Raw genomic sequence first — 26877 nt, forward strand, 5'->3', positions numbered from 1 at the left:
GGGGGAAACGCCCGGTCCCATTCCGAACCCGGAAGCTAAGACCCACAGCGCCGATGGTACTGCACCCGGGAGGGTGTGGGAGAGTAGGTCACCGCCGGAACATCATTAGGTCGAGGACCCCCGAACACCGTTCGGGGGTCCTCCCGCATTTAACCCCAAAACCAAACCTGCGGGGCACCCTCCCTCAGATCAGGAGGCCCTGCCACGCACCCTCCCTCACATCCGGTCACCTGTCGCGCCGGCCCACGCACAACCTGCAGGAGCGTCTCGAACGGACCTGTCATAGGTGAGGGAGCGTCGGCGGTAAGCCCGCCGGATGTGCGGGAGCGTGGGGGCGGATGACGCCGTACGTGAGGGAGTGTCCGCTGACGGCGGAAAACGGGGCCGAAAGGTGCCGATTCGTGTGTTTTTCCCCAAAAAAGGCCGAAAACACGCGGAATTTGCCACCTCCACGGCGCCAAGCTGGTAAGTTTTCGAACAGTGGTTTGTACGCATGCCGTGTGCAGGCTCCAGGAATCATGACCGTCCAGGAGGACATAAATGGCTAAGAACCGTAGTGAACTTGTTGCAGAGGTAGCTGGCAAGGCCGGCACCAGCCAGGCCGCCGTCAACTCCGTGCTGGATGCAATGTTCGAGGTCTTCGAGACCTCCGTCGCCGCCGGCGAAAAGATCACCATCCCGGGCTGGCTCGCAGTTGAGCGCACCGACCGTGCAGCTCGCACCGGCCGCAACCCGCAGACCGGCGAGACCATTCAGATCGCCGCGGGCCACAGCGTCAAGCTGACCGCGGGCTCCAAGCTGAAGGCTGCGGTCTCCAAGAAGAAGTAGTCTTCTCTGAACGCTTGAAGGAGCGGCGGCCCTCTGGGCCGCCGCTCCTTCTGCGTTAACCGCCACACCCGCAGCTAAAGGCTGTGTTGCAGGGCATGCTGCCCGCGGCGTCCCGATTCGGCGCCCGGGCCGGGCGTAGCGGACAATGGAACTGTGCCTTCCGCAGCAAATCCCCGTGCAACAGCAGCCGCTCCTGCCCCGAGCGGAGGCCCACGCGGCCCCGTAGCCGGCTCCGGCGGGATCTCCCGGCCGTGGCTGTTCGCGGGCCTTGCCGCCCTGTTCCTCGGGCTTGTGGCCGCTCTGCTCTTCTCCGGCGCCGCAGCCGCCCGTGAGGTGTCCGATCCGGGCGCCCTGGTCCGGTGGGGCCTTCCGGTCAGCAAGGCCGTCCACAACATTGCACTGGCCACGGTGATCGGGGGGCTGATCTTCGCCGTCGGCATCCTGCCCCGCTCCCTGACGGGTTCACGGTCCAAAGCCAGCGACGAACCCGAACATCCAGCCTTCACCCGCACGCTGGCCATTGTGGCCGCCGCAGGCGTCGCCTGGACCTTGTCCGCGATCGCCGTCCTGGTGCTGAGCTATTCAGACATCGCCGGGCAGGGGATCTCGGGAGATCCGGAGTTCACCCGGTCGCTGGTCTTCTTCATGACCGACATTGAGACCGGCCGGGCCTGGCTGGCGGTGGTCATCATTGCCGCCGTCGTCACCACGGCGCTGTTCGGCGTCCGGTCCCAGGGCGCGCTGGCGGCAACCCTGGTCCTGTCCCTCATCGGTCTCGTTCCCGCGGCCCTGATCGGACACTCCGCCAGCTCGGCCGACCACGAAGGCGCCATCAACTCCCTGGGCCTGCACCTGGTGGGCGTCTCGGCTTGGGTGGGCGGCATTATCGTGCTGGCGCTGCTGTCGGGTGTGCTTGCAGCGGCGTCCGGCGCGAAAGCCGGCGGACGCTCCGACGTCGTCGAGCCCACGCTGCGGCGCTTCTCCGCGCTGGCCGGGTTCGCCTTCATCCTGGTCTTCGCCTCCGGCGTCATCAATTCCAGCATCCGCCTCACGTCCTGGAACGATCTCGCGGGATCGGCGTACGGGCAACTGGTCCTGGCCAAGGCCGCGGCCACTCTGGTCCTCGGCGTTATCGGCCTGATGCACCGGCGCTGGGTCATCCCGCAGCTGAGCAGCCAAGGCGGAGGACTGTCCGCCCGCCGCGTGCTCTGGCAGCTGGTGCTGGCCGAACTGCTGATCATGGGCGCTACGTCCGGGATCGCCGTCGCGCTCGGCCGCTCGGCGCCCCCGCAGGGCGAGGCCCTGGTACCGAATGCTTCCCCGGCCTTCATCATTTCCGGCTACGATCTCCCGCCGGAACTCACACCGGAGCGCTGGCTGACCGAATGGCGGCCCGACTGGCTCTGGGTCGCCGTCGCGGCCTTCGGCCTGGTGGCTTACATCCTGGGCCTGCGGAAGGTGCTCCTGCGCGGAGACTCCTGGTCTTGGTTCCGGACCATCAACTGGGTGATCGGGCTCGGCGTCCTGACCTACGTGACCTCCGGCCCCCCGGCCGTCTATGGCCGCGTCCTCTTCTCCGCGCACATGGTGGACCACATGGCGCTGACAATGGTGGCGCCCATCTTCCTGGTCCTGGGCGCCCCCATGACGCTGGCCCTCCGGGCGCTCACGCCGCGGCGGGACAGCTCGCGCGGCCCCCGGGAGTGGCTGCTGATCATGATCCACTCGAAGTTCTCCCAGCTGGTGACGCATCCGCTGTTCGCCGCCGCCAACTTCGCCGGCTCGATCGTGCTGTTCTACTACTCGGATGCGTTCGGCTACGCGATGCGGGACCACATCGGCCACGAGCTGATGAACCTGCACTTCGCCCTGACCGGCTACATCTTCGTCCTCACCATGATCGGCACCGACCCGCTGCCACGGCGCGCGCCGTATCCCATGCGGCTGCTGCTCCTGCTGGCCACCATGGGGTTCCACGCCTTCTTCGGCGTCGCGATCATGGGCGGCACCGGGCTGCTGGCCGCAGACTACTTCGGGAACCTCGGCCGGACCTGGGGCCCGTCGGCCCTCCTGGACCAGCAGATGGGCGGCGCAGTGGCCTGGGGCATCGGCGAAGTACCGACCCTGCTGGTCGCGATCGGCGTCGCCATCATGTGGTCCCGGTCCGACGCGCGCGAGTCCAAGCGCACCGACCGGGCGGCGGACAGGAATAACGACGCCGATCTCGCTGCTTACAACGATATGTTTGCCAGGCTGGCCGAACGCGATGCCCGGCTGGCCGAACGCAACTCAAAGCTGGAAGGACGCTCATGACCGAAACCGTACGCACCCACCTCCGGGTCCGGGCCTCCGAGCTGGTGGGCCGCAACTGGCTCAACACCGGCGGCAAGTCCCTGGACCTGGAATCACTGCGCGGCAAGATCGTGCTCCTCGACTTCTGGACGTTCTGCTGCATCAACTGCCTGCACGTCCTGGACGAACTGCGCCCGCTGGAACAGCAGTACTCCGACGTCCTCGTGACCGTGGGCGTGCACTCGCCCAAGTTCGAGCACGAGGCCGACCCCGTGGCGCTGGCTGCCGCCGTCGAACGCTACGAGATCCGCCACCCGGTCCTGGACGATCCCGAACTGGACACGTGGAAGGCCTACACGGCACGGGCGTGGCCCACGCTGGTGGTCATCGACCCCGAGGGCTACATCGTGGCGCACCTCTCCGGTGAGGGCCACGCTGACGGCCTCGCCGTGCTCATCCCCGAACTGATCGCCGAGCACGAGGCCAAGGGAACCCTGCACCGCGGCGACGGCCCCTATGTGGCGCCGGAGCCGACGTCGGGCACCCTGCGGTTCCCCGGGAAGGCCCTGTTCCTTCCCGCCGGCCGCGGCGGCAGCGCCTCCGCCGAGGCTGAAGCCGGCGCCGGCTCGTGGCTGGTCACCGACACCGGCCACCACCGCCTGGTGGAGCTCTCCACCGACTTCCAGACCGTCCTGGCCACCTACGGCTCCGGCGAGAAGGGCCACGCCGACGGCGGTGCCGCCGAGGCCCGCTTCAACGAACCCCAGGGCCTGGTGCTGCTCCCGGGGGACGTCGCAGCGGCGGCCGGCTACGACGTGGTCGTTGCCGACTCGGTGAACCACCGGCTGCGCGGACTGACGCTCGCTGACGGGACCGTGCGGACACTGGCCGGCAACGGCGTGCAGCGGCTCCTCGAGACCGGCCCGGCCCGGGTGGACGAGGAAGGCGCCGCGTACGGCGCCCGGCTGGAGGAGGATCCGCTGCGGGTGTCCCTCAGCTCCCCCTGGGACGTCGTCTGGTCCACCAAGCTGAACGCCGTCGTCGTGGCGATGGCCGGCGTGCACCAGATCTTCAGCTTCGCCCCGGAGACCGGCGCCGTGTCCATCATCGCGGGCAACGGCCTGGAGGGCCTGCTGGACGGCCCGGCCGAGGAAGCCTGGTTTGCCCAGTCCTCCGGCCTCGCCGAGGACGCCGACGGCAACATCTGGGTGGCGGACTCGGAAACCTCCGCGCTGCGGAAACTTGTGATTTCCGACGGCGGCACTGTCACCGTGGAATCCGCCGTCGGCAAGGGCCTGTTCGACTTCGGTTTCCGTGACGGGCCGGCGTCCGAGGCCCGGCTGCAGCACCCGCTGGGCGTGACGGTCCTGCCGGACGGCTCTGTGGCGATCGCCGACACCTACAATGGCGCGGTGCGCCGCTACGACCCCGCCACGGGCACGGTGTCCACACTGGCGCGCGGCCTGGCCGAACCCTCCGACGTGATTGTCGACCACACCCAGGTGGCGGGCGCGGAGCCGCTGCTGGTGGTGGTGGAGGCGAACAAGCACCAGCTGGTCTACGTGCCGATTCCCAAGGAAGCGCAGCAGGTGGACGAGGGCGCCTCCCAGACCCACCGGCCCAAGAGCCCCGTCGCGCCGGGGCTGCTGGAGCTGACCGTACGCTTCACCGCGCCGACGGGCCAGAAGCTGGACGACCGCTGGGGCGACCCCACGCAGTTGAAGATTTCTTCCACCCCGCCGGAGCTCCTGGTCTCCGGCGGCGGCACGTCCGTGGGGCTGCTCCGCACCCTGGAGCTCTCCTCTGAGGTTCCCGAGGGTGTCCTGCACATCACCGCACGTGCCGCTGCCTGCGACGGCCCCGAGGACGCCGACGGCGAGATCCCGGACCACGCCGCCTGCCACCTGTACCAGCAGGACTGGGGCATCCCGGTGCTGCTGCAGGCCGACGGCGATACCGAGCTGGTCCTGGACCTGCGCGGAATGGACTGACGCCCGCCCTCTGCGGCCCGAAAGGCTGCCATCCGTGACCCGGCGTCACGGACGGCAGCCTTTTGGCGTAGGTGGGGCCTGCGCCTGGTGACGTCCTGGCGGTCCTTCGCCGGGATCAGTAGCTCAGGAGCGGGGTGACCTTGACGGTGTCGGCGTCGACGTCCAGCCGGGTGGTGAAGCTGAAGTCGTGCACGGCGTTCAGCTCCGTCACGGCGCCCGTGAACAGGTCCACCTGGCGGGCCTTGATCTGTGCCTTGCCGTTCAGCGGGGCCACTACCCAGCGCCCGCCGAAGGGCTCAATGCTGACGGTGGGGTACTCCGTGATGCTCCAGTCGATGGTCCCGTCGATCACCCGGTTGTTGGTGGTGTGATAGAACGGGCAGTCCGGCTGGAGCTTCTGCTGCTTGTCGGCCGTGTCCGCGCAGGTATCCAGGAACTCCTTCAGCTTGCTGCCCACGGCATCTTTCAGCCCGTCGGTGGCTTCCGTCAGAAGGTTCAGCGGGGCGGCCGGGAGGTCCCTGGCGGACAAGGTGGTTTTGGTGGCCGGGGCGGAGAAGTAACTGCCGGTCAGGGAGGCCTCGTATTCGCCGGGGTAGAAGACGGCGAAGGAGTTGCGGCCGTTGGGCATGTTCACCGGCACCCCGTTGAGGGTGGCCTCGTTGGCGTTGACCACCGTGACGTCCAGGACGGGCAGGGTTGCCGGTACAAAGGCCCACTTGGAGAAGAACAGCCACTCGGTGCCCGTCTTTTCCAGCAGGAACTCGGTCCGCAGATCGCTGCCGTCAATCGTGTAGTCCACCGGAACCATGACCTGGTTCCCGCCGCGTTCCTCGGCCTCGCCGTACTTCAGGCCGCTCATGCGGGAGGCGGCGGTCTGGAGCGCCGTCCCGTCCAGCATGGCGGCGTTGCTTTGGGGCACGGAGGCGCGCAGCAGGCCCAGGGCTTTCTCGCCCTCGCCCTTCTGCAGCGCGTCGATGTACTCACGGACGGGCTGCTGCGGGCTGGCGATGGTGTTGTTCACAATATTGATCGCGACGACGCCCGCGGCCACGGCGAGCATCAGGACCAGCAGCCACCCGGCTGCAGTCCTGACCAACGCCTGACTCATTTGCACGTACCTTACGTTACCTGCACCCCTCAGGAATCCCCTTGTCACAGCGGCCCCATGTGTCAGGGACCGCACGGACGGCGGCGACCGCCGGGCAGGTTTTAGCGGCGGCGCTTGGGCGCGTTGCCGAAGACGCCGCGGAGCAGCTCGCGGCCCAGCTGGGTCCCCAGCGAGCGGGCCATGCTCTTGAGCCCGCCGCCGAGCGCACCGCCCAGGACGCCGGCCAGATCCCCGGCCGCGCCGCCGTCGCCCGCGGACTGCCGCTGGGGCTGCCGGGGTGCCTGGCGGGTTTCTGGGGATGCGGGTGCCGGCGCGGGCCGGGTGCTGGGCCGGCCCAGGATTTCCTCCTCGATCCGCCGCGCCTCGGCGTCGACGTCGACCGGGCCGCCGCCTGCCGGCCCGCCGGGGGACGGGGCCGCCGGAGTCTCCGCTGCGGTAGCGGCCGCCCCGGTGATCTTCTCGTAGGCGGAGACGTTGTCGACGGCGGCGCCGTACCTGGGCAGGAGCGCGGAGCCGGCCACGGTGCTGAGGACGAGGGCGTTGGCGCTGGGGCCCATGACGGATTCCGGCGCGCGCAGGCGGGTCAGTGCCACGGGGGTGGGGGCGCCCTTTTCGTTCATGACGGTGACCACCGCCTCGCCGATCCCGGCGGACGTGAGCGTTTCCTCAAGGTCGTAGTCGCTCATCGGGAAGGTGGACACCGTGGCCTTCAGCGCCTTGGCATCCTCCGGCGTGTAGGCGCGCAGGGCGTGCTGCACCCGGTTCGCGAGCTGGCCCAGCACCTCGGCCGGGACGTCCTTGGGGGTCTGGGTGACGAAGAAGATGCCCACTCCCTTGGACCGGATCAGCCGCACAGTGGTGGTGATGGCATCCAGGAAGGCTTTTGAGGCGCCGTTGAACAGCAGGTGCGCCTCGTCCAGGAAAAACACGAGCTTGGGTTTGTCGAGGTCGCCGGCCTCGGGCAGGTCCTCGAACAGGTCGGCCAGCAGCCACATCAGGAAGGTGGAGAACAGCATCGGCTTGGTCTGCAGGGTAGGCAGCTCCAGGCAGGTGACCACGCCGCGGCCGTCCGGGGCGTTGCGCATCAGTTCGGCGGTATCGAACTCGGGTTCGCCAAAGAACTTCTCCATCCCCTGCGCCTCAAGGGTGATGAGTTCGCGGAGGATGACCCCGGCCGTCGCCTTCGACAGCCCGCCGAGTGCTTCGAGTTCGTCCTTGCCTTCCGCCGATGTGAGGAACTGGATGACTGCGCGCAGGTCCTTCAGGTCGATCAGTTCGAGGTTGTTCTTGTCCGCGAAGTGGAAGACCAGCTGCAGGCTGGATTCCTGCGTGTTGTTCAGCTCCATGATGCGGGAGAGCAGGATGGGTCCGAAGGAGGTGATGGTGGCGCGCACGGGGATGCCGTTGCCGTCCCCGCCGAGGGCCAGGAATTCCACCGGGAACGTCTTGCCGGACCAGTCCTGCCCGATCCCGGACGTGCGTGCCAGTAGTTTCTCGCTGCCGACGGCGGCCGTGGCCAGGCCGGACAGGTCGCCCTTGATGTCGGCCAGGAAGACCGGCACGCCGGCGGCGGAGAGCTGTTCGGCCATCATGTGCAGGGTGACGGTCTTGCCGGTGCCGGTGGCCCCGGCAACCAGCCCGTGGCGGTTCATCATGGCCAGCGGCAGCCGGACCGGGGCATCTTTGTGGACGTCGCCGTCGACGATCGCGGCACCCAGCTCGATCGTGGGGCCCTCGAAGGTGTACCCCTTCTGGAGGGTGGCGACTTTATCAGCTGTGGATTTGATGGCCATGCCGACAGCTTAGCCGGGCGGGGCACCCCGGACCCGGCTAAGCTGCCGGTTTTCTGCGCGCTAGTCCTGAGCGGCTAGCCGGCGACGGCGCGAAGGACTTCCTTCGCCACGTCCTCGCTGGACTGCGGGTTCTGGCCGCTGATCAGGTTGCCGTCGCGCACCACGTGGGAGGACCAGGCGGCGGCGTTCTCCACCACTGCGCCCTTCTCCTTCAGGACGTCCTCCACGAACCACGGCGTGTTGGGGCCGGTGCCGCCGCCCAGTTCCTCCTCGTTGGTGAAGACGGTGAGGCGGCGTCCCGCGAAGGCAAACTTTCCGGCGTCGTCCGTGGCGCTCAGCAGCCCGGCCGGGCCGTGGCAGAAGGGCGCGATGATCTTGCCGTCGGCGTTCGCTGCGGTCAGCAGCCGGCCCAGGTCGGCGTCGCGGTAGAGATCGGACATGGGCCCGTGCCCGCCCGGCATAACAATGGCGTCGTAGCCGGAGAGCTCGACGTCGGCCAGCACCAGCGGCGCGGACAGCTCGGCGTCGATCTCGGAGAGGTAGGCCCGGAAGCTGTCAGCACGGTCCTCGCCGCCGGCGGACTCGGCCGCCAGGCTGACCTGGTCCACCGTGGGCTTCGCGCCGCCGGGGGTGGCGATGTGGACGGTGTGGCCGGCGTTCCGGAGGGTCTGGTGTGAAACCACCAGCTCCTCGGCCCAGTAGCCGGTGGGGTGTTCGCTGCCGTCCCGCATGGTGAGGGAATCAGCGGCGGATACGACCATCAGGATGTTAGCCATGTCAGTCTCCTGTTCTGCCGGCCAGGCGGCCGGCGGGAAATGGAAAAGCGGTCCATGGGCGGCAACTCCCCGGAGCCGCCAGGTATTCCGGCGACGCGCACGCCGGGCTTCAAGGTGCCTCAAAGGTCCCGAAGTAAGCTGGGGTATGGCTACCCGGGTATTGACGAAGCTGGTTTCCGCCGCCATCACGCTTGGCCTTGTCCTGCTGGGCGGAGGGCCGGCGTCCGCTGCCCCGCCCCGGAGCTCAGAACCGGTCGGCATCGACGTCTCCTGGCCGCAGTGCGGCAAGACCCTCCCCAAGCGGCCGGCGTTCGCGATTGTCGGAGTGAACAACGGGCTCGCCAACACCACCAACCCGTGCCTTGCTGAGCAGCTTGAGTGGGCCGAAACCGCGCCGACGCCGGCGCTCACCGACCAGCCGCGGGTGGCGCTTTACGTCAACACGGCCAACCCGGGCCTGCAGGGCTCGTGGTGGCCCACGTCCAACCACTACGGCGGTGCCGACGTCGACAACCCGTACGGTGTCTGCGGCAGCGGGGCGGGCGACTTCAAAGCCTGCTCCTACATGTACGGCTACGCAAAGGCCTATGACGACGCCACGATCCGCGGGATCGACAATCCGCAGGACTACCTGTGGTGGCTGGATGTGGAGACGGAAAACAGCTGGCAGGCGGACAAGGCCGCGAACGTCGCCGACTTGGAGGGCATGGCCGACTACTTCGAGAGCATCGGCGCGAAGGTCGGGATCTATTCCACGGGCTACCAGTGGGGCCAGATCGCCGGCACGGTTCCTGCTGGCAGCCCCCTCGCAGGTCTGCCCAGCTGGCTTGCCGGGGCGCGGTCCCTGAACGGCGCCAAGTCGAACTGCTTCCTGCCGGCGCTCACCCCCGGCAGCCGCGTGGCCTTGACGCAGTACGTTTCCGGCGGCCTGGACTACAACTATTCCTGCCCCTGACCTGCCGGCCGCCGCATGGGGAACGCCACAGCGGGCGCAGAAATAAGCCGGTGCCCGGCGTCGTTGTCACCAGTGTGCGCCTGCCAGAGGCCGGTGCCCGTCAGTGACTTCCGCTACGAAAGGCCGGCTTTTCCGTGACTGTTCCGCTTTCCATCCTTGACCTGGCAACCATCGGCAAGGGCCAGACGGCGGCAGAGAGCCTGGCGGGCAGCGTGGCCATGGCCCAGCTCGCCGAAACCTCGGGCTACCGGCGGGTCTGGTACGCCGAGCACCACAACATGTCCGCGATCGCCTCCTCGGCCACCAGCGTGCTGATCGCCCACGTCGCCGCGCAGACCGAGAGCATCCGCCTCGGCGCCGGCGGTGTGATGCTGCCCAACCACTCCCCGCTGACCATCGCCGAGCAGTTCGGCACCCTGGAGACCCTGCACCCCGGGCGGATCGACCTGGGCCTGGGCCGCGCGCCGGGCAGCGACCAGAACACGCTGCGGGCCCTGCGCCGCGACCCGATGTCCGCCGACAGTTTCCCGCAGGACGTCCTCGAACTTCAGGGCTACCTGACCGGCCCCACCCGCATCCAGGGCGTGGAGGCCACCCCCGGCAAGGGCACCAACGTGCCGCTGTACATCCTGGGATCCTCGCTGTTTGGCGCCCGGCTCGCCGCGCAGCTGGGCCTGCCGTACGCCTTCGCCTCGCACTTCGCGCCCAACGCCCTCCAGGACGCCGTCGCCCTCTACCGCCGCGACTTCCGGCCCTCCGCGCAGCTGGACGCCCCGCACGTGATCGCCGGCGTCAACGTGATCGCTGCGGACTCCGCGGCCGAGGCGCAGGAGATGTTCCATGCCACCAAACGTGCCCGCGTCTCGCTGTTCTTCGGCAACGGCCGCGAATTCAGCGACGACGAGGCGGACATGATCCTGGACTCGCCGCAGGGCCAGCACGTGGCGCAGATGATGAAGTACTCCGCCGTGGGCACGCCGGACACCGTGCTGGACTACCTCGACGAGTTCGCTGCCCACGCCGACGCCGACGAGCTGATCGTCGCGCACCAGAGCAACGGCACCGAGGCGCGGCTGCGGTCGGTGCAGCTGCTGGCCGAAGCCGCCGGGCTGGTCCGCGTCTAAGGCGCCGGTCCCGGCGGTTGCGGATGTTACACACCCGCAACCGCCGGGACACCCGTGGGAAACCGGGCCGGGAAACACTGGGAGTACGTCCCGCAGGGGCGGTGACACGCAGGCATTGGGGACGACTCGAAGGACTCCGCCCATGCCCACTCCGCTCAACCAGTCCCTGGCCGATTCTGCTCTCCTGACGAAATCCCTGCCGCTGGGACTGCTCCGCGCCTTCGTGCAGACCGACGCGGCCGACGACGGGCTGACGCCGCAGCTGCTGGCCGAGCTCAAGCTCCTGGCCCGCACGCCGGGACTGCTGGTGGCCTGCAACTACGGCGGAACCCTGTGCGCCGCGGAAGGCATCTCCACCGAGACGCTGCCGCTGGGCAGCGCCGCCATTGCGCTGCGGGCCTTGGCCGCCCTGCCGAACACCCACGCCGCCGTGATCTCGGGGCGTTCCCTGCGCGACCTGGCGGCCGTCTCGCGCCTGCCCGCAGAGGTGCATCTTGTCGGCTCGCACGGCGCCGAGTTCGACATGGGCTTCGCCCACGGCCTGTCCCTGGCCACCGAATCCGTGCTGCAGCAGGCCAGCCAGGCGCTCGCCGAAACCGTGGGCGCCTACCGCGGCATCACTATCGAGCGGAAGCCCGTCGCCGTGTCCGTGCACACCCGCCCGGCAGCCCCCGACGTCGTCGAGCTGGCCACCCGGCAGGCGGAAGACATCGCCCGGGCGCACGGGCTGAACTTCATCATCGACGGCTCCGTCCTGGACCTGTCCGTGGTGGATCCGTCAAAGGGCGCCGCGCTGGAGCACCTGCGCTCCATGCTCGGGGCCAGCGCCGCCCTCTACGCCGGGGACGCCTCCAGCGATGAGGCCGCCATGGCCACCCTGCGCGGGCCGGACCTGGGCCTGCGCGTCGGGCCGGGACCCACCGTTGCACCGCACCGGCTGCGGGACCCGGAGTCCTTCGCCCGCGTCCTGGCCGTCCTCTTTGAGCTCCGGCGGGCCTGGCTCTTCGGCGAGGACGCCGTCGGCCTGGAACGGCATTCGCTGATCGGCAACGGCTCCTCCACCGCCCTCATCACGCCGGACGCCCGCATCTGCTGGATGAGCCATCCGCTGCCCGATTCGGGGTCCCTCTTCGCCCATCTCCTCGGCGGGGACGCGGCGGGGCACTTCTCGGTGGAACCGGCGAAGGCCTCCCAGGTCCTGGGCCAGCGCTACGTGGACAGCACCATGATCGTGGAAACCCGCTGGGCCGACGTTACCGTCACGGACTACCTGGAACCCGCCCCCGAAGGCATCACCAGCCTGGTCCGGGTCCTCTCCGGCACGGGAACGGCGCGGATTGTGTTCGCGCCCCGCCCGGACTACGCCAACGCGCCCTTCAGCATGGAGGTCCGCGGCGGGGAGCTGCACGTGGTGGGCACCGCCGACCCGATCATCCTGCTGGCGCCCGGCGTCGGCTTCACCATCACTTCGGACGGCCGCCACGCCACCGCCACGGCCGACGTCGAACTCCGGCACGGCCCGGTGGTGTTCAACCTGCGCTGCGGCGACACGGAGCCGCAGCGGTCCGACCCGCCGGAAGAGAACTCGCGCCGCGCCGCCGTCGCACACCATTCCCGGCGCTGGGTGCAGGCGCTGCAGCTGCCGTCGGTCAAACCCTCCCTGGTCCGCCGCTCCGCCCTGGTGCTCCGCGCCCTGGTCCATGAGCCCACCGGCGCCGTGCTGGCCGCGCCCACCACCTCGCTGCCGGAGGGGATCGGCGGCACCCGGAACTGGGACTACCGCTACTGCTGGCTGCGGGACGCCTCCATGACGGTCAACGCGCTGGTGGACCTGGGCTCCACCGCGGAGGCGGAAGGGTTCCTGGCGTGGCTGGGCCGGATCCTGGCCCACGCCCCCGGCCCGGAGTGGCTGCACCCGCTGTATTCGGTCACCGGGGCGCCCCTGTCCACCGAGGCCATCATCGAGAGCCTCCCCGGCTACGCCGGCTCCCGGCCGGTGCGGATCGGCAACGCCGCGGACCACCAGGTGCAGCTGGACGTCTTCGGGCCGGTGGCCGAGCTGATTGATGCCCTGAGCGCGCGGCAGGGGGCGCTCGCCGATGAGCACTGGGAGCTGATGGTCCAGATGGCCTCGGCCGTGCTGGCCCGCTGGCATGAGGCGGACCACGGGATCTGGGAGGCCCGGCGGGCGCCCAGGCACCACGTCTACACCAGGGTGATGTGCTGGGTGGCGCTGGACCGTGCGCTGCGCACCGCGGCCCGGCACGGCCGGGAGCCGCGGCCGGAGTGGGCGCCCACCGCGGCGGCCATCCGGGAGGAAGTCCTGCGCGAGGGCTGGGATGAGAGCTCGCAGTCCTACACGGTGGCCTACGACAGCCCGGACCTGGACGCCGCGGTGCTGCACATCGGCTTGTCCGGGCTCCTGGACGTCGCGGACCAGCGCTTCCTGGACACCGTCACGGCGGTGGAGCGGGAACTGCGCGTGGGGCCCACCGTGTTCCGGTACCGGTACGACGACGGGCTGCCGGGCCTGGAGGGCGGGTTCCACATCTGCACGACCTGGCTGATCGAGGCCTACGTCGCGGTCGGCCGGATCGAGGAGGCCTGGGACCTGTTCGACCAGCTGGTCAACCTCTTCGGCCCCACCGGGCTGCTGCCGGAGGAGTACGACCCGGGCACCGAGACGCACTTGGGGAACCACCCGCAGGCGTACTCGCACCTGGGCTTCATCCGCTGCGCCCGCCTGCTGGATGCGCTGCCGAAGAACTAACTGGAAGCCCCCGCATAGTGGAGCCCGCTATTCGCAGGCGATGCCGTCGCGGTCGCCGTCCATCTGCTCACGGTAGCCCGGCTGGCCGGCCCGCAGCGGGGCGGCACCGGCGGCGCGGGCGGCGGCGCAGTTCGCGTAGTACACGGCGGCCGGGGCCGGGTCCTTGGGGGCGGGGGCTGCAGCGGCCGGAGGCGCGGGGGCCGGCTGCGTCGCTGCCTCAGCCTGCGGCCCTGCCGTGGAAGCGGCGGGGGCGGGCGTGTCGGGGCAGGCCGCCAGCACCCGGGCCATCGCGTCGTGTTCGGCCTGGGTCACCCAGAGCCCGTACCCGGCCTTGACCGAGATCTGGCGGGCCACGTACTCGCAGCGGAAGGACTTGTTCGGCGGCAGCCAGGTGGCGGCGTCGCCGTCGCTCTTGCGCTGGTTCGTGGGCCCGTCCACCGCGAGCAGGTTCAGCGGATCGTTGGCGAAGGAGAGCCGCCGGGTTTCGGACAGCTGCTGGGCGCCCTTCTGCCACGCGTCGCTGAGCGCCACCACGTGGTCGATCTGCACCGCGTCACTGGTGCTGCTGCCGCGGAGGAAGTTGATCAGCGTTGCCGTGTAGGGATCGTTCAGGACGCCGGAGAGGACAACGCAGTCCCCGGTCCCGGGCTTGAGGGCAAGGCTGCTCAGGTCGCGGCGGAGCATGTCGTTGCGGGTGTCGCAGCCGTTGCGGTCGACGTCGGCCCAGGCCTGGCCGAACTGGTCGCGCGAGTAGCCTGTTTTTGGCGCCCGGCCCTTGACCGGGATGGTGGCCAGCACCTCCAGCGCCTTGCCGGCGGACGCCGGCTGGGCATCGTCCGCGGCCGGGACCTGGCCGGCTTGCGGGGTGGCGCCGGCGGCGCTCGGTGGGGCCGCGGTTGCGCTGGAGTTTTCGACGGCGGCCGGCCCGGCGGCCGGGGCGGTGCCGGGGCCGGCGCAGGCCGTGGCGGACACCAGGACCAGCCCGGCCAGCCCGGCCGCTATCCAGTCGACGCCGGACCTGAACCTGCTGCCGCCGGACCTGACGGACTCGGCCCTGCCGGCTCCGGCCGTGCCGCGCGTTCCCACCCTCTGCAAGTCTTCCCCACCTCGTGCTGATGCCCCGGTATCCCGGGGGCCTCCTGCGTCCTGTCCAGCCTACCGGCGCCGCGGACGGGTCACCGAGAAGATGTCCGGCGCGGTGCCCTCGCCGGTGGCGAGGTCGGCGAGGATCCTGCCTACGACGGGGGTGAATTTGAACCCGTGGCCAGAGAAACCCGCGCCGATCACCAGCGGTCCGATCCGGTCGAGGATGAAGTTCTCGTCCACGGTGGTGGTGTAGGTGCAGCTGATGGGGGTGAGGGAATCGGCGTCCACGCCCGGCAGCCAGGTCCGGGCGTACCGCTGCAGGGCGGCCATCTGGGCGGGCTCCGGCAGAAACGATCTGCGGTCCGGGTCCACCACCGGCCCCACGCCGTGCCAGCCGGCCTTGATTCCCTCGCCAGGGGTCTGCATACCGTAAACCGGGGAGTACCAGTCCGCGAATTCCGGGCCGGGGCCGGGGATGTGGTTGAAGCCGGGCCAGAGCGCCCCTTCATCCGCGACGGCGAAGTGCGCCGGCTGCTCCTGCGTGACTGTGAGCCGGGGGAGGGCCACCTGGGCCCCGAGCAGTTTCGCGGTCCAGGCCCCGGCGGTGACCACGGCCTGCCGGGCGGCCAGCACCTCGGTGCTGCCGCCGTCGTCCACCGTGAGCCGGACGCCGCTGTCCTGCACAGCGACGTCAAGCACCTTGACCCCGTGCCGGACGTCGGCCCCGCGGCCGGCGGCGAGGCGCTGCATCACCGGGAGGGCGGCCTCGGGATTCAGCTGCCCGCCGTCGGGCATGTGCAGCACCTGCTGGTCGAACCGGATGCCCCGCCAGCGTTCGGCCGCCTCCGCGGCGTCCAGGAATTCGGCCCGCAGCCCGGCGGCGTGGAGGGCCCGCCGGACGTCACCCAGGCGCGGATCGGTCCCGTGGTTCACGACGCCGGTACGCGCCAGGAGCTGCCCGCCGCCGTCGGCCTCAAGCTCACCCCACAGACGGACAGCCTCAGCCAGCATCGCCACGTACTCCGGATCGGCGTAGCCGGGGTTGAAATTGCGCGTGGCACCGTGCGAGGCGCCATTGAGGTGCCCGGGGCTGAACTGCTCCAGCAGGGTCACGTCCCGGCCACGGCTGGCCAGCGCCCAGGCCGCTGCCGAGCCCATGGCCCCGCCCCCGACGACGACGGTGTCAAGGTGAGTTGTCAAAGGATCCTCCGGAGGGTGTTGGTACGGAAACGCGGCACGCCGGGCGGCGTCAGGCGAGGAGCAGGGCCACCACCGTCAGTGCGGGCACGGCGACCACGGTGGTAATGAGGACGGTGTCCTTCGCGACCACCAGGCCGGTCCGGTAGCGGCTGGCAATCACGAAGACATTCTGCGCGGTGGGCAGGGCGGACGTCACCACGGCGGCGAACAGCGCCTGATCCTCCAGCTGCAGGGCGAAGCGGGCGAAAAGGTAAGCCAGCAGCGGGTGCACAATCAGCTTGAAGAAGCAGGCCAGCAGGGTGTCGGTCCGGCGCCCGGCGGAGGCCTGCAGCGGACGGGAGCCGTTGAGGCTCATGCCGAACGCCAGCAGCATGGCCGGAATGGCGGCCCCGCCGATCAGGCGGATGGGCTCCATCACCAGTGTGGGCACCTGCCACCCGGTCGCGGCCACGGCAAGGCCCAGGCCGGAGCCCACAATCATCGGGTTCCGCAGGATCATCAAGACGAAGCTCAGCGGGGTGGTCCGGTGCGTGCTGGTGGTGGCGTCCAGAATCATGAGGAACATGGGAGTGAAGAAGGCCAGCTGGAAGATCAGCAGCGGCGCCACATAGCTGGCATCCCCAAGGACGTAGACGGCGATGGGAATGCCCAGGTTGGCTGAATTGGCCAGCGAGGCGCTCATGGAGGATGTCAGGGATTCCGGCAGCGGGCGCTTGAGCAGGAAGCGGACGATGACGAAGAAGATCGCCGCGGTGGCAATGGCGCCCACCGCGGCCACCAGCAGCGGGGCGGCAAAAACATCGCGGACGTTTGCCTTGCTGAGGGTCTCGAAGAGGAGGGCCGGGCTGGCCACGAAGAACGTCAGGGCGCTCAGCACGGAGCGGGCGTTCTCGCCCAGGATGCCGCGGCGGCCCACGAACATGCCCACCAGGATGATGCACCAGACCACGAAGAATCCGGCGAGCACGCCTAGCATGCGGCGGTCCGCGGTATGCCGGGCAGGGGGAGGGTGGGCGTCACCTTCCCAGAGTAATCAGCTTTATTGTTCCGGGGGCGCCTGTTACGGCGTTCCGTTGAAGGCGCCGGGGGTGCCGTCAGTTCAGCGTGGCGTTGTTGAGGGCGTACGGCGGGCGCATGATCCCGGGGGTGTGGCCCTCCGCGGGGTCGTTGCCGATCTGGACAATTTTGTTGTCCTTGTCCACGTGGACGACTTTGGGGCTGTAGGCCTTCGCTTCATCCGTGGTCATCTGGGCGTAGGTGATCAGGATGATGATGTCGTTCTCGTGCATGAGGTGCGCGGCGGCGCCGTTGATTCCGATGACGCCTGAACCCCGCTCGCCGGCGATCGTATAGGTCTCGAGGCGGGCGCCGTTGGTGACGTCCACAATGGAGACGAGCTCGCCGGGAAGGATGTCGGCCGCTTCCAGCAGATCCAGGTCCACGGTGACCGAACCGACATAGTGGAGGTCCGCGTGCGTGACCGTGGCGCGGTGGATCTTGGACTTGAATATTGTGCGATTCATAACGGGACCAGTCTAGCGCCGGGGCGCGGGAAGCGCTGTGAGCCAGCGAACATCCTCACGTTCAGGGGCCCGCCGGCGGGATGGACGCGGCTGTCTCGGCCAGGACCTCCCGGGCCGCCACGATCGCCGGGCGTTTGGTGCTGGAGCGCCGCACCGAGGTGAAGATGGTCCGGTGCGGGTCGCCCGGCAGGGTGATCAGTTGCGACGTGGTTCCCCGCCCCGTCCACACCAGGTCCGGCATGAGGGCAACCGCGTTCCCGGATTCGATCAGCCGGATCTGGGCCTGCAGGTCGGCCGTCTCAAACCGGACGTCGGGTTCGAACCCTGCGCTGCGGCAGGCCTGCTCGGCCCAGTGCCGGGACGCAGCACCGCGCGGCTCCATCACCCAGGCCATTCCGGCGGTGTCGGGAAGGGACGTGACCGCCGGCCTGCCGGGGGCCGGAGGCGGCACGGCGAGGCGGATCGCGTCGCTGGTGAGCCGGACCCGGTCCAGTTCGGCGTACCGGGGTGCCGCGTGTCCCGGGTACTGCTCGGCGATGACCAGGTCAAAGTCGCGCGCCCACGTCTCGTGGAGGGCCGTCTCGGGCTCGCGCTGGGTCATTTCGATCCGCACTTCGGGATAGCGGGACGTCATCCGGGTGAGGGCGTCGGGCATGAGGGCCAGCGCCGCAGACTGAAAGACGGCAATGCGGACTGTGCCCGTCACAGTGGTCAGCGAGGCTGCCAGATCCGCCTCGGCCTGCTCCAGTGTTTCCAGGAGCTGGGCCGTGTGGGCCACCAGGACCTCGGCCTGCGGGGTGAGCTGGACCCGCCGTCCCGTCTTGCGCAGAAGCTCGACGCCGGCCTCCTTTTCCAGGAGCGCCAGCTGCTGCGACACCGAGGAGGGGCTGTACTGGAGCGCCTCGGCAACCTCGGCCAGGGTCCCACGGATTTGCAGCTCGCGCAGAAGGCGCAACCGCCGGACATCCAGCATTGCTATTCCTTTGTGAATTCTAATGGTTATTGATTAGGAGAATTCACTTTATCTAATGCAATCGCAGTTGCATACTGTTGTCGTTATGTAACCCCCATCACAGGGTGGATTGATGGGCGCCACACCTAAACGCGGGAGACCCTGATGGCTACACAAGACATAGACAGGTCGATCATGCGGCGCAAGCCGATCGATGACATCGAGGAAGAAAGCCTCCACAGCGGCCTGATGAAGAGCCTTGGCTTCTGGCAGCTGACCGCCATCGGCGTCGGCGGCATTATCGGCGTCGGCATCTTTTCCCTGGCAGGCCTCGTTGCGCACGGCAGCGAGTCTGAACCCGGCGTCGGCCCGGCAGTGCTGTTTTCCTTCCTGATCGCGGGACTGGCCTCCGCGGCGGCCGCGTTGTCCTACGCGGAATTTGCCGGCATGATCCCGCGGGCGGGTTCGGCCTACACCTACGGGTATGTTGCCCTCGGTGAAATCATCGGCTGGTTCATCGGCTGGGACCTGCTGCTGGAATACATCGCGATCGTGGCGGTGGTGGCCATCGGCATATCCGGCTACTTCGACGCCTTCCTCTCAGGCATCGGCATCAATATGCCCGTCTGGATGACCTCGACGCCGGATGAAGGGCTTGGCGGCATTGTCAACATCCCCGCGATCGCCGTCTGCCTGCTGGTGACCTGGATCCTGTCCCGCGGCACCAAGACGTTCGGACGGTTCGAGCTGATCGCCGTCGGGATCAAGGTCATTCTGATCCTGTTCATCATCGGCCTGGGCATCTTCTACATCGATACCGGCAACTACAACCCGTTTATGCCCAGCGGCTTCGGCCCGGTGGTGGCGGGAGCCGCTACGGTGTTCTTCGCCGTCTTCGGGTATGACGCAATGAGCACCGCGGCGGAAGAGGCCAAGGACGGCAAGAAGCACATGCCGAAGGCCATCATCATGTCCCTCATCATCGCGATGCTCCTGTACGTCGCTGCCACGCTGGTGCTCACCGGCATGCAGAACTACCAGGAAATCGACCCCAAGGCCGGCTTCGCCTCCGCGTTCAACAGCGTGGGCCTGCCGGTCATCGCCACGATCATCTCGGTCTTTGCGGTGCTGTCCATCCTGACCGTGATGCTCACCTTCCTGCTCGGCGTCACCCGCGTCTGGTTCTCCATGAGCCGCGACGGGCTGCTCCCCGGCTGGTTCTCCAAGACGGACCGCCACGGCACCCCGCAGCGGGTCACCTGGATCGCCGGCATCGGCTCCGCGCTGCTGGCGGGCGTGTTCCCCATCAAGGCCGTCGCCGATCTCACCAACATCGGCATCCTGGCCGCGTTCGTGGTGGTCTGCACCGCGGTCATCGTGTTCCGCTATAAGAAGCCCGATGCCCCGCGCACCTTCCGGCTTCCCCTGATGCCGCTGGTTCCAGCCTTCGGTGTCCTGGCATCGGCGTTCCTGATGCTCCAGCTGCACTGGGAGACCTGGGCCCGCTTCGGCGTCTGGCTCGTCATCGGCCTGGTGATCTACTTCGGTTACGGCCGCAAGCACTCGCTGATGAACCCGGACAGTCCCCGGCACCAGGAGCTGGTGGAGATGCACCGCCCGCTGAAATAGCCCTCATCACGAACCCCCTCCCACCGCGTGGGAGGGGGTTCGGTCGTTAAGGGTCGTTTGTGCGGGCTGGCGGCCCACAAAGGGCCGGACAGGCGGGCGGATCCGGCGGATTTCCGACCGTTCGGACGGCGCCCGCAAGCTTCAATTTTCCTAACCAGTATTGCTCGGAAAACATCGCTTTATCTTATGAAAATCCGGTCGCATACTGAATCTAGAACGGTCCACATCTTGAGAAAGTACGAGCACCAGCCATGACCAACATTTCAACGGAGTCCGGTGTGAACACAGGAAACACGGGCATCGCACGCGGGCATTCGCCCGTGTCCGAAGGCTCGCCGGTCCTCGAGGCCGCAGCCCTCGCCGAGGAAACCATCGCGCTGGTGCGCCACTGGCTGACCGAGGCCGGCAAGGTGCCGGTCGACGCCTCGGCCCAGCAGCTGGCAGGCGTCCTCAAGGACCCCAACGGCCTCGACTTCACCGTGGGGTTCGTCGACGGCGTCGTCCGCCCCGAGGACCTGCACGTCGCCGCCCGGAACCTCGCCGCGCTGGCCCCGAAGGTCCCCGCCTTCCTGCCCTGGTACATGCGCGGCGCAGTCCGCCTCGGCGGAGCCATGGCCCCGGCGCTGCCGCAGGTGGTCATCCCGGTCGCCCGGCGTGTACTCCGCGAAATGGTGGGACACCTGATCGTCGACGCCACCGACGCCAAGCTTGGGCCCGCCATCGCCAAGATCCGCAAGGACGGCATCAAGCTCAATGTCAACCTCCTCGGCGAGGCTGTCCTCGGCGAGCACGAGGCCTCCCGCCGCCTGGCCGGAACCCACAAGCTCCTGGCCCGCGACGACGTCGACTACGTCTCCATCAAGGTCTCCTCCACCGTTGCCCCGCACTCCGCGTGGGCCTTCGATGAGGCGGTGGAGCACGTCGTCGAGAAGCTCACCCCGCTCTTCACCCGCGCTGCGTCATTTGCTACCGGCGGGAAGAACGCCAAGTTCATCAACCTGGACATGGAGGAGTACAAGGACCTGGACATGACCATCGCGGTCTTCACCCGGATCCTGGACAAGCCCGAGTTCAAGAACCTTGAGGCCGGCATCGTGCTGCAGGCCTACCTTCCGGACGCCCTGTCCGCCATGATCCGCCTGCAGGAGTGGGCCGCGGCCCGGCGTGCCGACGGCGGCGCGGCCATCAAGGTCCGTGTAGTCAAGGGCGCCAACCTGCCCATGGAGCAGGTCGAAGCCTCCCTGCACGACTGGCCGCTCGCCACCTGGAACACCAAGCAGGACTCGGACACCAACTACAAGCGCGTCATCAACTACTCGCTGCACCCGGACCGGATCCGCAACATCCGGATCGGCGTCGCAGGCCACAACCTCTTCGACATCGCGTTCGCGTGGCTGCTGGCCAAGCAGCGCGGTGTTGAAGCCGGCATCGAGTTCGAGATGCTGCTCGGCATGGCGCAGGGCCAGGCCGAAGCCGTGAAGAAGGACGTCGGCTCGCTGCTGCTCTACACCCCCGTGGTCCACCCCGCCGAGTTCGACGTCGCGATCGCCTACCTGATCCGCCGCCTCGAGGAAGGCGCCAGCCAGGACAACTTCATGTCGGCGGTGTTTGAGCTCAGCGAAAACGAAACCCTGTTCGAGCGTGAGAAGCAGCGCTTCCTCGCCTCGCTCGCCAAGCTCGACGACCAGGTCCCGCCGCCGAACCGCCGGCAGAACCGTGCCCTCCCGGCTGAGCCAATGCCCCACGATTCCTTCCGGAACACCCCGGACACCGACCCCGCCCTTCCGGCCAACCGCGACTGGGGCCGTGCCATCCTGGGCCGCGTCGCCACCTCCACGCTGGGCAACGCGGCCGTCGAAGCCGCCACGATCAACGATGAGGCGGCCCTGAACGCCGTCATCGACACCGCCGTCGAGAAGGGCAAGGCCTGGGGCGCGCTGTCCGGCGCCGAGCGCGCCGCGATCCTGCACCGGGCCGGCGACGTCCTCGAAGCCCGCCGCGCCGACCTGCTCGAGGTCATGGCCAGCGAAACCGGCAAGACCATCGACCAGGGCGACCCCGAGGTCAGCGAGGCTGTCGACTTCGCGCACTACTACGCCGAATCGGCCCGCCGGCTCGACGACGTCGACGGCGCCACGTTCGTCCCTGCCAAGCTCACCGTGGTGACCCCGCCGTGGAACTTCCCGGTCGCCATCCCGGCCGGATCCACGCTGGCGGCCCTCGCCGCCGGGTCCGCCGTCGTCATCAAACCCGCCAAACAGGCGCGACGCAGCGGTGCCGTGATGATCGAGGCCCTCTGGGAAGCCGGCGTCCCGCGCGACGTGCTGACCATGGTCCAGCTGGGCGAACGCGAGCTCGGCCGGCAGCTGATCTCCCACCCGGCCGTGGACCGGGTGATCCTCACCGGCGGCTACGAAACCGCCGAACTGTTCCGCTCATTCCGGCCGGACCTGCCGCTCCTGGCCGAAACCAGCGGCAAGAACGCCATCATCGTTACCCCGAGCGCCGACCTGGACCTCGCCGCCAAGGACGTGGCGTACTCAGCGTTCGGCCATGCCGGGCAGAAGTGCTCCGCCGCCTCGCTGGTGATCCTGGTCGGTTCCGTGGCGAAATCCAAGCGCTTCCACAACCAGCTGATCGACGCCGTCACCTCCCTGAAGGTCGGCTACCCGGAAGACCCGACGAGCCAGATGGGCCCCATCATCGAGCCCGCCAACGGCAAGCTCCTCAACGCGCTCACCACGCTCGGTGAGGGTGAGAGCTGGGCCGTGGAGCCGCGGAAGCTCGACGCCACCGGCAAGCTGTGGAGCCCCGGCGTCCGCTCGGGTGTCCGGCGCGGATCCTACTTCCACCTCACCGAATTCTTCGGTCCGGTCCTCGGCGTGATGACGGCGGAGACCCTCGAGGAGGCCATCGCGATCCAGAACCAGATCGACTACGGGCTCACGTCCGGGCTGCACTCGCTGAACCCGGAGGAACTGGGCCTCTGGCTCGACACCGTCCAGGCCGGAAACCTCTACGTCAACCGCGGCATCACCGGCGCCATCGTGCAGCGCCAGCCCTTCGGCGGCTGGAAGAAGTCCGCCGTCGGCGCCGGCACCAAGGCCGGCGGCCCCAACTACCTCGTGGGCCTCGGCGAATGGGTCAGCAAGCCCAGCACCGCCGCGTCCGTGCCGGCCGCCGGGTCCCCCCACGCAGGCGTCCGCCGGATCGAGCAGGCGGCCCAGAGCTTCCTGTCCGCCGGCGAGCTGGACGCGCTGCAGCGTGCCCTGGCCTCCGACGCCAAAGCCTGGGCCGAGGAGTTCGGTACCGCGAAGGACGTCTCCGGGCTGAGCGCCGAGCGGAACATCTTCCGCTACCGTTCCCTCCCGGTCGCGGTGCGGCTCTCCGACGGCGAACCCCTGGCGCACCTGGTCCGGACCGTTGCCGCGGGCGTCCTGGCGGGCTCCGCGCTGACCGTCTCCACCGCCGTCGAGCTCCCCGCCCGGCTGCACACCGTCCTCACCGGCCTCGGCATCGACGTCACCGTGGAGGACGACGCCGCGTGGCAGGCCTCCGCAGCCCGGTTCGCCGGCACGGCCCGGCTTTCCACCTCGCGGATCCGGCTCATCGGCGGGGACGCCAAGGCGCTGGCCGAGGCGACCGGCGGACGCCCTGACCTGGCGGTCTACTTCCACCCGGTCACCGAGGCCGGGCGGGTGGAGCTGCTGCCGTTCCTGCACGAGCAGGCCATCAGCATCACGGCACACCGCTTCGGCACGCCGAACTTCATCTCGGACGGCCTGATCTAGCCGGACCTGCCGGGCACCCCCCCGAGACACAAAAGAGCCGGGCGGCCACCCTCCAATGGTGGCCGCCCGGCTCGTTTGCCAAGGGCGTGGTGCCCGCCGCAATCAGCCGAAGTACCAGCCGGGCGGAACCCACGCGGCGGGCACTGCGTGGGCGGAGAAGTCGTCGCAGCCGGAGCAGAAGTACGTCACTTCGCCCAGCTTGTTGATGGAGCCATCCCGGTGGTGCGTGGCCGGGACGAACGTCTCGAGGTAGATGAACTCGTCCGTGCCGCAGCGTTCGCAGTACGGGCTGCCCACGTATTCGGCCTCGACCAGCGTGGGGGCGTGCGGGTCCAGGCGCCCGCGGCTCGGGTGATTGGCGGCGGCACCGCGGTGCACGGCCTGGGAAAACGGCCCCGCGGGCTTCAGGCTGCGGGCCGTGGATGCTGGGGACATGTGTGATCGGTTAGTGGCTGGCGTCATTGTCGGCCTATCCCGAACGGGTCCGGTGGGTCGCCGGTCGGCAGACACACGGGGCGTCGTTCGTATTCGAATCGTTATCGGAGGCCTCTGCTTGACCTGCAACACACTCAGGATAGGCCAGGAATTCGAGTGGATCAATGGTATGCGTAAGTACGCAATCCGAGTAGGTACAGCCGCGGGTACGTAGGAGCGGCCGTCAGGCGGGCCGCTTGAGGGTCCGGCCCGCAATGGTCTGGGTAAGGGCCTCGATCACTTCGGTGTTGGCCAGCGGGTTGCGGATCAGGGTGAAATCGACGTCGCCCACCGGCGGCAGGTCGAAACGGCGGGTGATGATTTTCAGGTCATCCGGCACCAGCGAGGACGGCATGACCGCCACGCCGATGCCGGCCCGCACCGCGGCCAGCACGCCGCTGATCTGCCGGGTGGTGCAGGTGATGCGCCAGGTCCGCCCGGCGGATTCGAGCGCGTCGATGGCCAGCTTCCGGCTCAGGCTGGGGGAGGGGTAGGCAATCAGCGGCACGGGCTCGGCGGGGTCCAGCGACGTCTGCTCCAGCCCCACCCAGGCGAAGGAGTCCTGCTGAACCACCGTGCCGTCTTTGGCCCCGGCCACCCACTTGACGAACACCAGGTCCAGCTGGCCGGCGTTGAGCTTCTTGTAAAGCTGGTCGCTCTGGCCCACGGTCAGTTCCAGGTTGATCTTCGGATAGACCTGCCGGAACTCCCGCAGGATCCGGGGCAGGCCTGTGATGGCGAGGTCGTCCGCCGTGCCGAAGCGCAGCCGGCCGCGCATGGCCGAGCCGGAGAAGTACCGGGAAGCGGCGTCATGGGCGGAGAGGATGCTGCGGGCGAACCCGGCCATGGCGTCCCCGTTGTCGGTGAGGCGGACATCCCTGGTGTCCCGCGCCACCAGCACCCGCTTGGCCGCGGCCTCAAGCTTGCGCACGTGCTGGCTGACGGTCGGCTGCGCCAGCCCCAGCCGTTCGGCGGCCTTGGTGAAACTCAGCGTCTCGGCGACGGCCAGGAAGGAGCGCAGTTGGGCGGGTTCGAACATTGCGGGCTCCTGACCTGCGGCGGGCTCGGGTTGTATTGCGTTTCGTGATGCTAGTTATGCGGTGAATAAGCTTCCACAATCCAATGTGGCCAGCATAGCGTTAAGGCATCCCCGCTCACCCGCTCCTTTGAGGACTTAACGTGGCACCCCCTCCGCCGTTAGAGGCCAACGTAACTGCACTGCCGGACACCATTACCCAGCCCATCGCCGTCGTCAGTGAAAGGCTGCCGTGGCGCCACACGTTCATTTCGCTGAAGGTCCGTAACTTCCGTATCTTCGTGATCGGCCACTTCATCGCCGTGATCGCCCTGTGGATGCAGCGGATCGCGCAGGACTGGCTGGTGCTCCAGCTCTCCGGGTCTGTTACCGCCGTCGGGATCACGGTGGCGCTGCAGTTCCTGCCTTCGCTGTTCCTGGGTCCGTGGGCCGGCATGATGGCGGACCGCTTCGCCAAGCGGAGGATCCTGATGCTGTGCCAGTCGGTGGCCGCGGTGCTGGCCGCCGTCCTCGCGGCGCTGGCGCTGAGCCAGCGGATCGAGGTCTGGCATGTCTACGTGATCGCCCTCGCCCTGGGCCTGGTGACCGTGCTGGACCAGCCGGCGCGGCAGGTGTTCGTCAATGAGCTGGTGGGGCCGGCCTATCTGCGGAACGCCATCAGCGTGAACTCCACGACGTTCCAGCTGGGCGGCCTGATCGGGCCTGCGCTCGCCGGGCTGCTGCTGACGGCGGTGGGCGCCGGCTGGGCGTTCGCCGCGAACGCTGCGGCCTGCTGCTTCACCGTCGCGATGCTGCTGACGCTGCGGAAGGACCAGCTGCACATCAGCCCGCCCGTGCCGAAGCGCAAGGGCATGCTGCGCGAAGGGCTGGATTATGCGCTCAGCAAGCCAACCATCTACTGGCCGTGGCTGATGGCCGGCTTCATCGCCGTGTTCGCGATGAGCCTGCCGGTGCTGCTGGCGGCCTTCGCGGACCATGTGTACGACGTCGGCGCCGGCGGCTACGGCCTGCTGAACGCGCTGGTGGCGCTGGGGGCGCTGGCCGGGGCGGTCACCTCCGCCCGGCGCCGGGAGCTCCGGCTGCGGTCGGTGATGCTGGGGGCCGGCATGTACGGGCTGATGCTCTGCCTGGCCTCACTGGCACCCTCCATGGTGTGGTTCGGGGCGGCCATGGTGCTGGCCGGGTTCTGGTGCCTGATGTTCCTGACCGCGGCCAACCAGCTGGTCCAGGTCAGCTCCAACATGGCCATTCGGGGACGCGTCATGAGCCTGTACATCATGGTGCTGATCGGCGGTCAGGCGATTGGCGGCCCGATGATTGGCTGGCTGGCCGAGCACGTGGACCCGCACACGGCCATCCTGGTTTCGGGCGGGGCGCCGGCGCTGGCCGCGGCGACGGCCGCCGTCGTGCTGGCGCGGCGCGGGGAACTGATGCTCAAGGTGGACCTCAAGGACCGGCGCAGGCTGCTGAAGATTGTCCGGAACCAGGGCCGGGGCCACGCCTCCGTCTGACTGTACGCCCCGTTCCACCACCGGATACGGACGGCCGC

The 26877-nt window shown here is 68.8% G+C and carries 19 protein-coding genes and 1 rRNA gene; 10 read left to right on the forward strand and 10 right to left on the reverse strand.

The genetic code is table 11. The annotated features are described in order from the left end of the window. The 4 genes from rrf to AR539_RS10930 all read left to right on the forward strand — a co-directional run. Window positions 1-100: ribosomal RNA gene (gene rrf, locus AR539_RS10915) — 5S ribosomal RNA — on the forward strand; the annotation flags it as partial. A gap of 440 nt (window positions 101-540) precedes the next feature. Then, window positions 541-828, forward strand: coding sequence for an HU family DNA-binding protein (locus tag AR539_RS10920; RefSeq protein ID WP_066436531.1), 288 nt, complete (start codon window positions 541-543; stop codon window positions 826-828). 153 nt (window positions 829-981) lie between these two features. Then, a complete protein-coding gene (locus AR539_RS10925; RefSeq protein WP_066436534.1) occupies window positions 982-3141 on the forward strand; it encodes a cytochrome c oxidase assembly protein in 2160 nt (719 codons plus the stop codon). Beyond that, complete coding sequence (locus AR539_RS10930; RefSeq protein ID WP_066436537.1) at window positions 3138-5111, forward strand: NHL domain-containing thioredoxin family protein; 1974 nt, start codon at window positions 3138-3140, stop codon at window positions 5109-5111. Before AR539_RS10925 ends, AR539_RS10930 begins: the two co-directional genes overlap by 4 nt. 115 nt (window positions 5112-5226) lie before the next feature. Here AR539_RS10930 and AR539_RS10935 read toward each other — a convergent pair whose 3' ends face one another. From AR539_RS10935 to AR539_RS10945, 3 genes are all read right to left on the reverse strand, one after another. Further along, the gene (locus tag AR539_RS10935) at window positions 5227-6219 is read right to left on the reverse strand and encodes a hypothetical protein (protein ID WP_066436542.1); all 993 of its coding nucleotides are present in this window, start codon (window positions 6217-6219) and stop codon (window positions 5227-5229) included. Window positions 6220-6320: 101 nt separating this feature from the next. After that, on the reverse strand, window positions 6321-8012 hold the full coding sequence (locus AR539_RS10940) for a helicase HerA-like domain-containing protein (RefSeq protein WP_066436545.1): 1692 nt from the start codon (window positions 8010-8012) through the stop codon (window positions 6321-6323). A 74-nt stretch (window positions 8013-8086) separates the two neighbouring features. Beyond that, window positions 8087-8788 carry a type 1 glutamine amidotransferase domain-containing protein gene (locus AR539_RS10945; RefSeq protein ID WP_066436548.1) on the reverse strand — a complete coding sequence of 234 codons (702 nt, stop codon included), beginning with the start codon at window positions 8786-8788 and terminating at the stop codon, window positions 8087-8089. A 145-nt stretch (window positions 8789-8933) separates the two neighbouring features. Between AR539_RS10945 and AR539_RS10950 the strand changes: the two genes are divergently transcribed. From AR539_RS10950 to AR539_RS10960, 3 genes are all read left to right on the forward strand, one after another. After that, window positions 8934-9743, forward strand: coding sequence for a hypothetical protein (locus AR539_RS10950; protein ID WP_066436551.1), 810 nt, complete (start codon window positions 8934-8936; stop codon window positions 9741-9743). Between the two features lie 134 nt (window positions 9744-9877). After that, window positions 9878-10867 (forward strand): LLM class flavin-dependent oxidoreductase, encoded by a 990-nt coding sequence (locus AR539_RS10955; RefSeq protein ID WP_066436554.1) that lies wholly within the window; start codon window positions 9878-9880, stop codon window positions 10865-10867. Window positions 10868-11009: 142 nt separating this feature from the next. Then, window positions 11010-13637: a trehalase-like domain-containing protein gene (locus AR539_RS10960; protein WP_066436558.1), complete on the forward strand. Its 2628-nt coding sequence runs from the start codon at window positions 11010-11012 to the stop codon at window positions 13635-13637. 27 nt (window positions 13638-13664) lie between these two features. On the opposite strand, the gene AR539_RS10965 is transcribed toward AR539_RS10960, so the two are convergent. From AR539_RS10965 to AR539_RS10985, 5 genes are all read right to left on the reverse strand, one after another. Further along, the gene (locus AR539_RS10965; protein WP_082699334.1) at window positions 13665-14723 is read right to left on the reverse strand and encodes a GmrSD restriction endonuclease domain-containing protein; all 1059 of its coding nucleotides are present in this window, start codon (window positions 14721-14723) and stop codon (window positions 13665-13667) included. A gap of 69 nt (window positions 14724-14792) precedes the next feature. Beyond that, window positions 14793-15923, reverse strand: coding sequence for an FAD-dependent oxidoreductase (locus tag AR539_RS10970; protein WP_082699335.1), 1131 nt, complete (start codon window positions 15921-15923; stop codon window positions 14793-14795). A 49-nt stretch (window positions 15924-15972) separates the two neighbouring features. Next, a complete protein-coding gene (locus AR539_RS10975; RefSeq protein WP_066436565.1) occupies window positions 15973-16899 on the reverse strand; it encodes an AEC family transporter in 927 nt (308 codons plus the stop codon). A 118-nt stretch (window positions 16900-17017) separates the two neighbouring features. After that, window positions 17018-17446, reverse strand: coding sequence for an aspartate 1-decarboxylase (gene panD / locus AR539_RS10980; RefSeq protein ID WP_197410622.1), 429 nt, complete (start codon window positions 17444-17446; stop codon window positions 17018-17020). 61 nt (window positions 17447-17507) lie between these two features. After that, window positions 17508-18419: a LysR substrate-binding domain-containing protein gene (locus AR539_RS10985; RefSeq protein ID WP_066436567.1), complete on the reverse strand. Its 912-nt coding sequence runs from the start codon at window positions 18417-18419 to the stop codon at window positions 17508-17510. Window positions 18420-18563: 144 nt separating this feature from the next. On the opposite strand from AR539_RS10985, the gene AR539_RS10990 reads away from it, so the two are divergent. Next, window positions 18564-20027, forward strand: coding sequence for an amino acid permease (locus AR539_RS10990; protein ID WP_066436571.1), 1464 nt, complete (start codon window positions 18564-18566; stop codon window positions 20025-20027). Between the two features lie 251 nt (window positions 20028-20278). After that, window positions 20279-23818, forward strand: coding sequence for a bifunctional proline dehydrogenase/L-glutamate gamma-semialdehyde dehydrogenase (locus tag AR539_RS10995; protein WP_231728587.1), 3540 nt, complete (start codon window positions 20279-20281; stop codon window positions 23816-23818). Between the two features lie 102 nt (window positions 23819-23920). Here the strand turns inward: AR539_RS10995 and AR539_RS11000 are convergent, their stop codons facing one another. Together AR539_RS11000 and AR539_RS11005 are read right to left on the reverse strand one after the other, a co-directional pair. Then, a complete protein-coding gene (locus tag AR539_RS11000; protein ID WP_231728588.1) occupies window positions 23921-24253 on the reverse strand; it encodes a hypothetical protein in 333 nt (110 codons plus the stop codon). Between the two features lie 223 nt (window positions 24254-24476). Continuing rightward, on the reverse strand, window positions 24477-25331 hold the full coding sequence (locus AR539_RS11005) for a LysR substrate-binding domain-containing protein (protein ID WP_066436577.1): 855 nt from the start codon (window positions 25329-25331) through the stop codon (window positions 24477-24479). Between the two features lie 140 nt (window positions 25332-25471). Between AR539_RS11005 and AR539_RS11010 the strand changes: the two genes are divergently transcribed. Further along, window positions 25472-26839: an MFS transporter gene (locus AR539_RS11010; protein WP_066436580.1), complete on the forward strand. Its 1368-nt coding sequence runs from the start codon at window positions 25472-25474 to the stop codon at window positions 26837-26839. The last annotated feature ends 38 nt before the right edge of the window (window positions 26840-26877 follow it).

It is taken from the genome of Arthrobacter sp. EPSL27 (assembly GCF_001512305.1).
GTDB lineage: Bacteria > Actinomycetota > Actinomycetes > Actinomycetales > Micrococcaceae > Arthrobacter.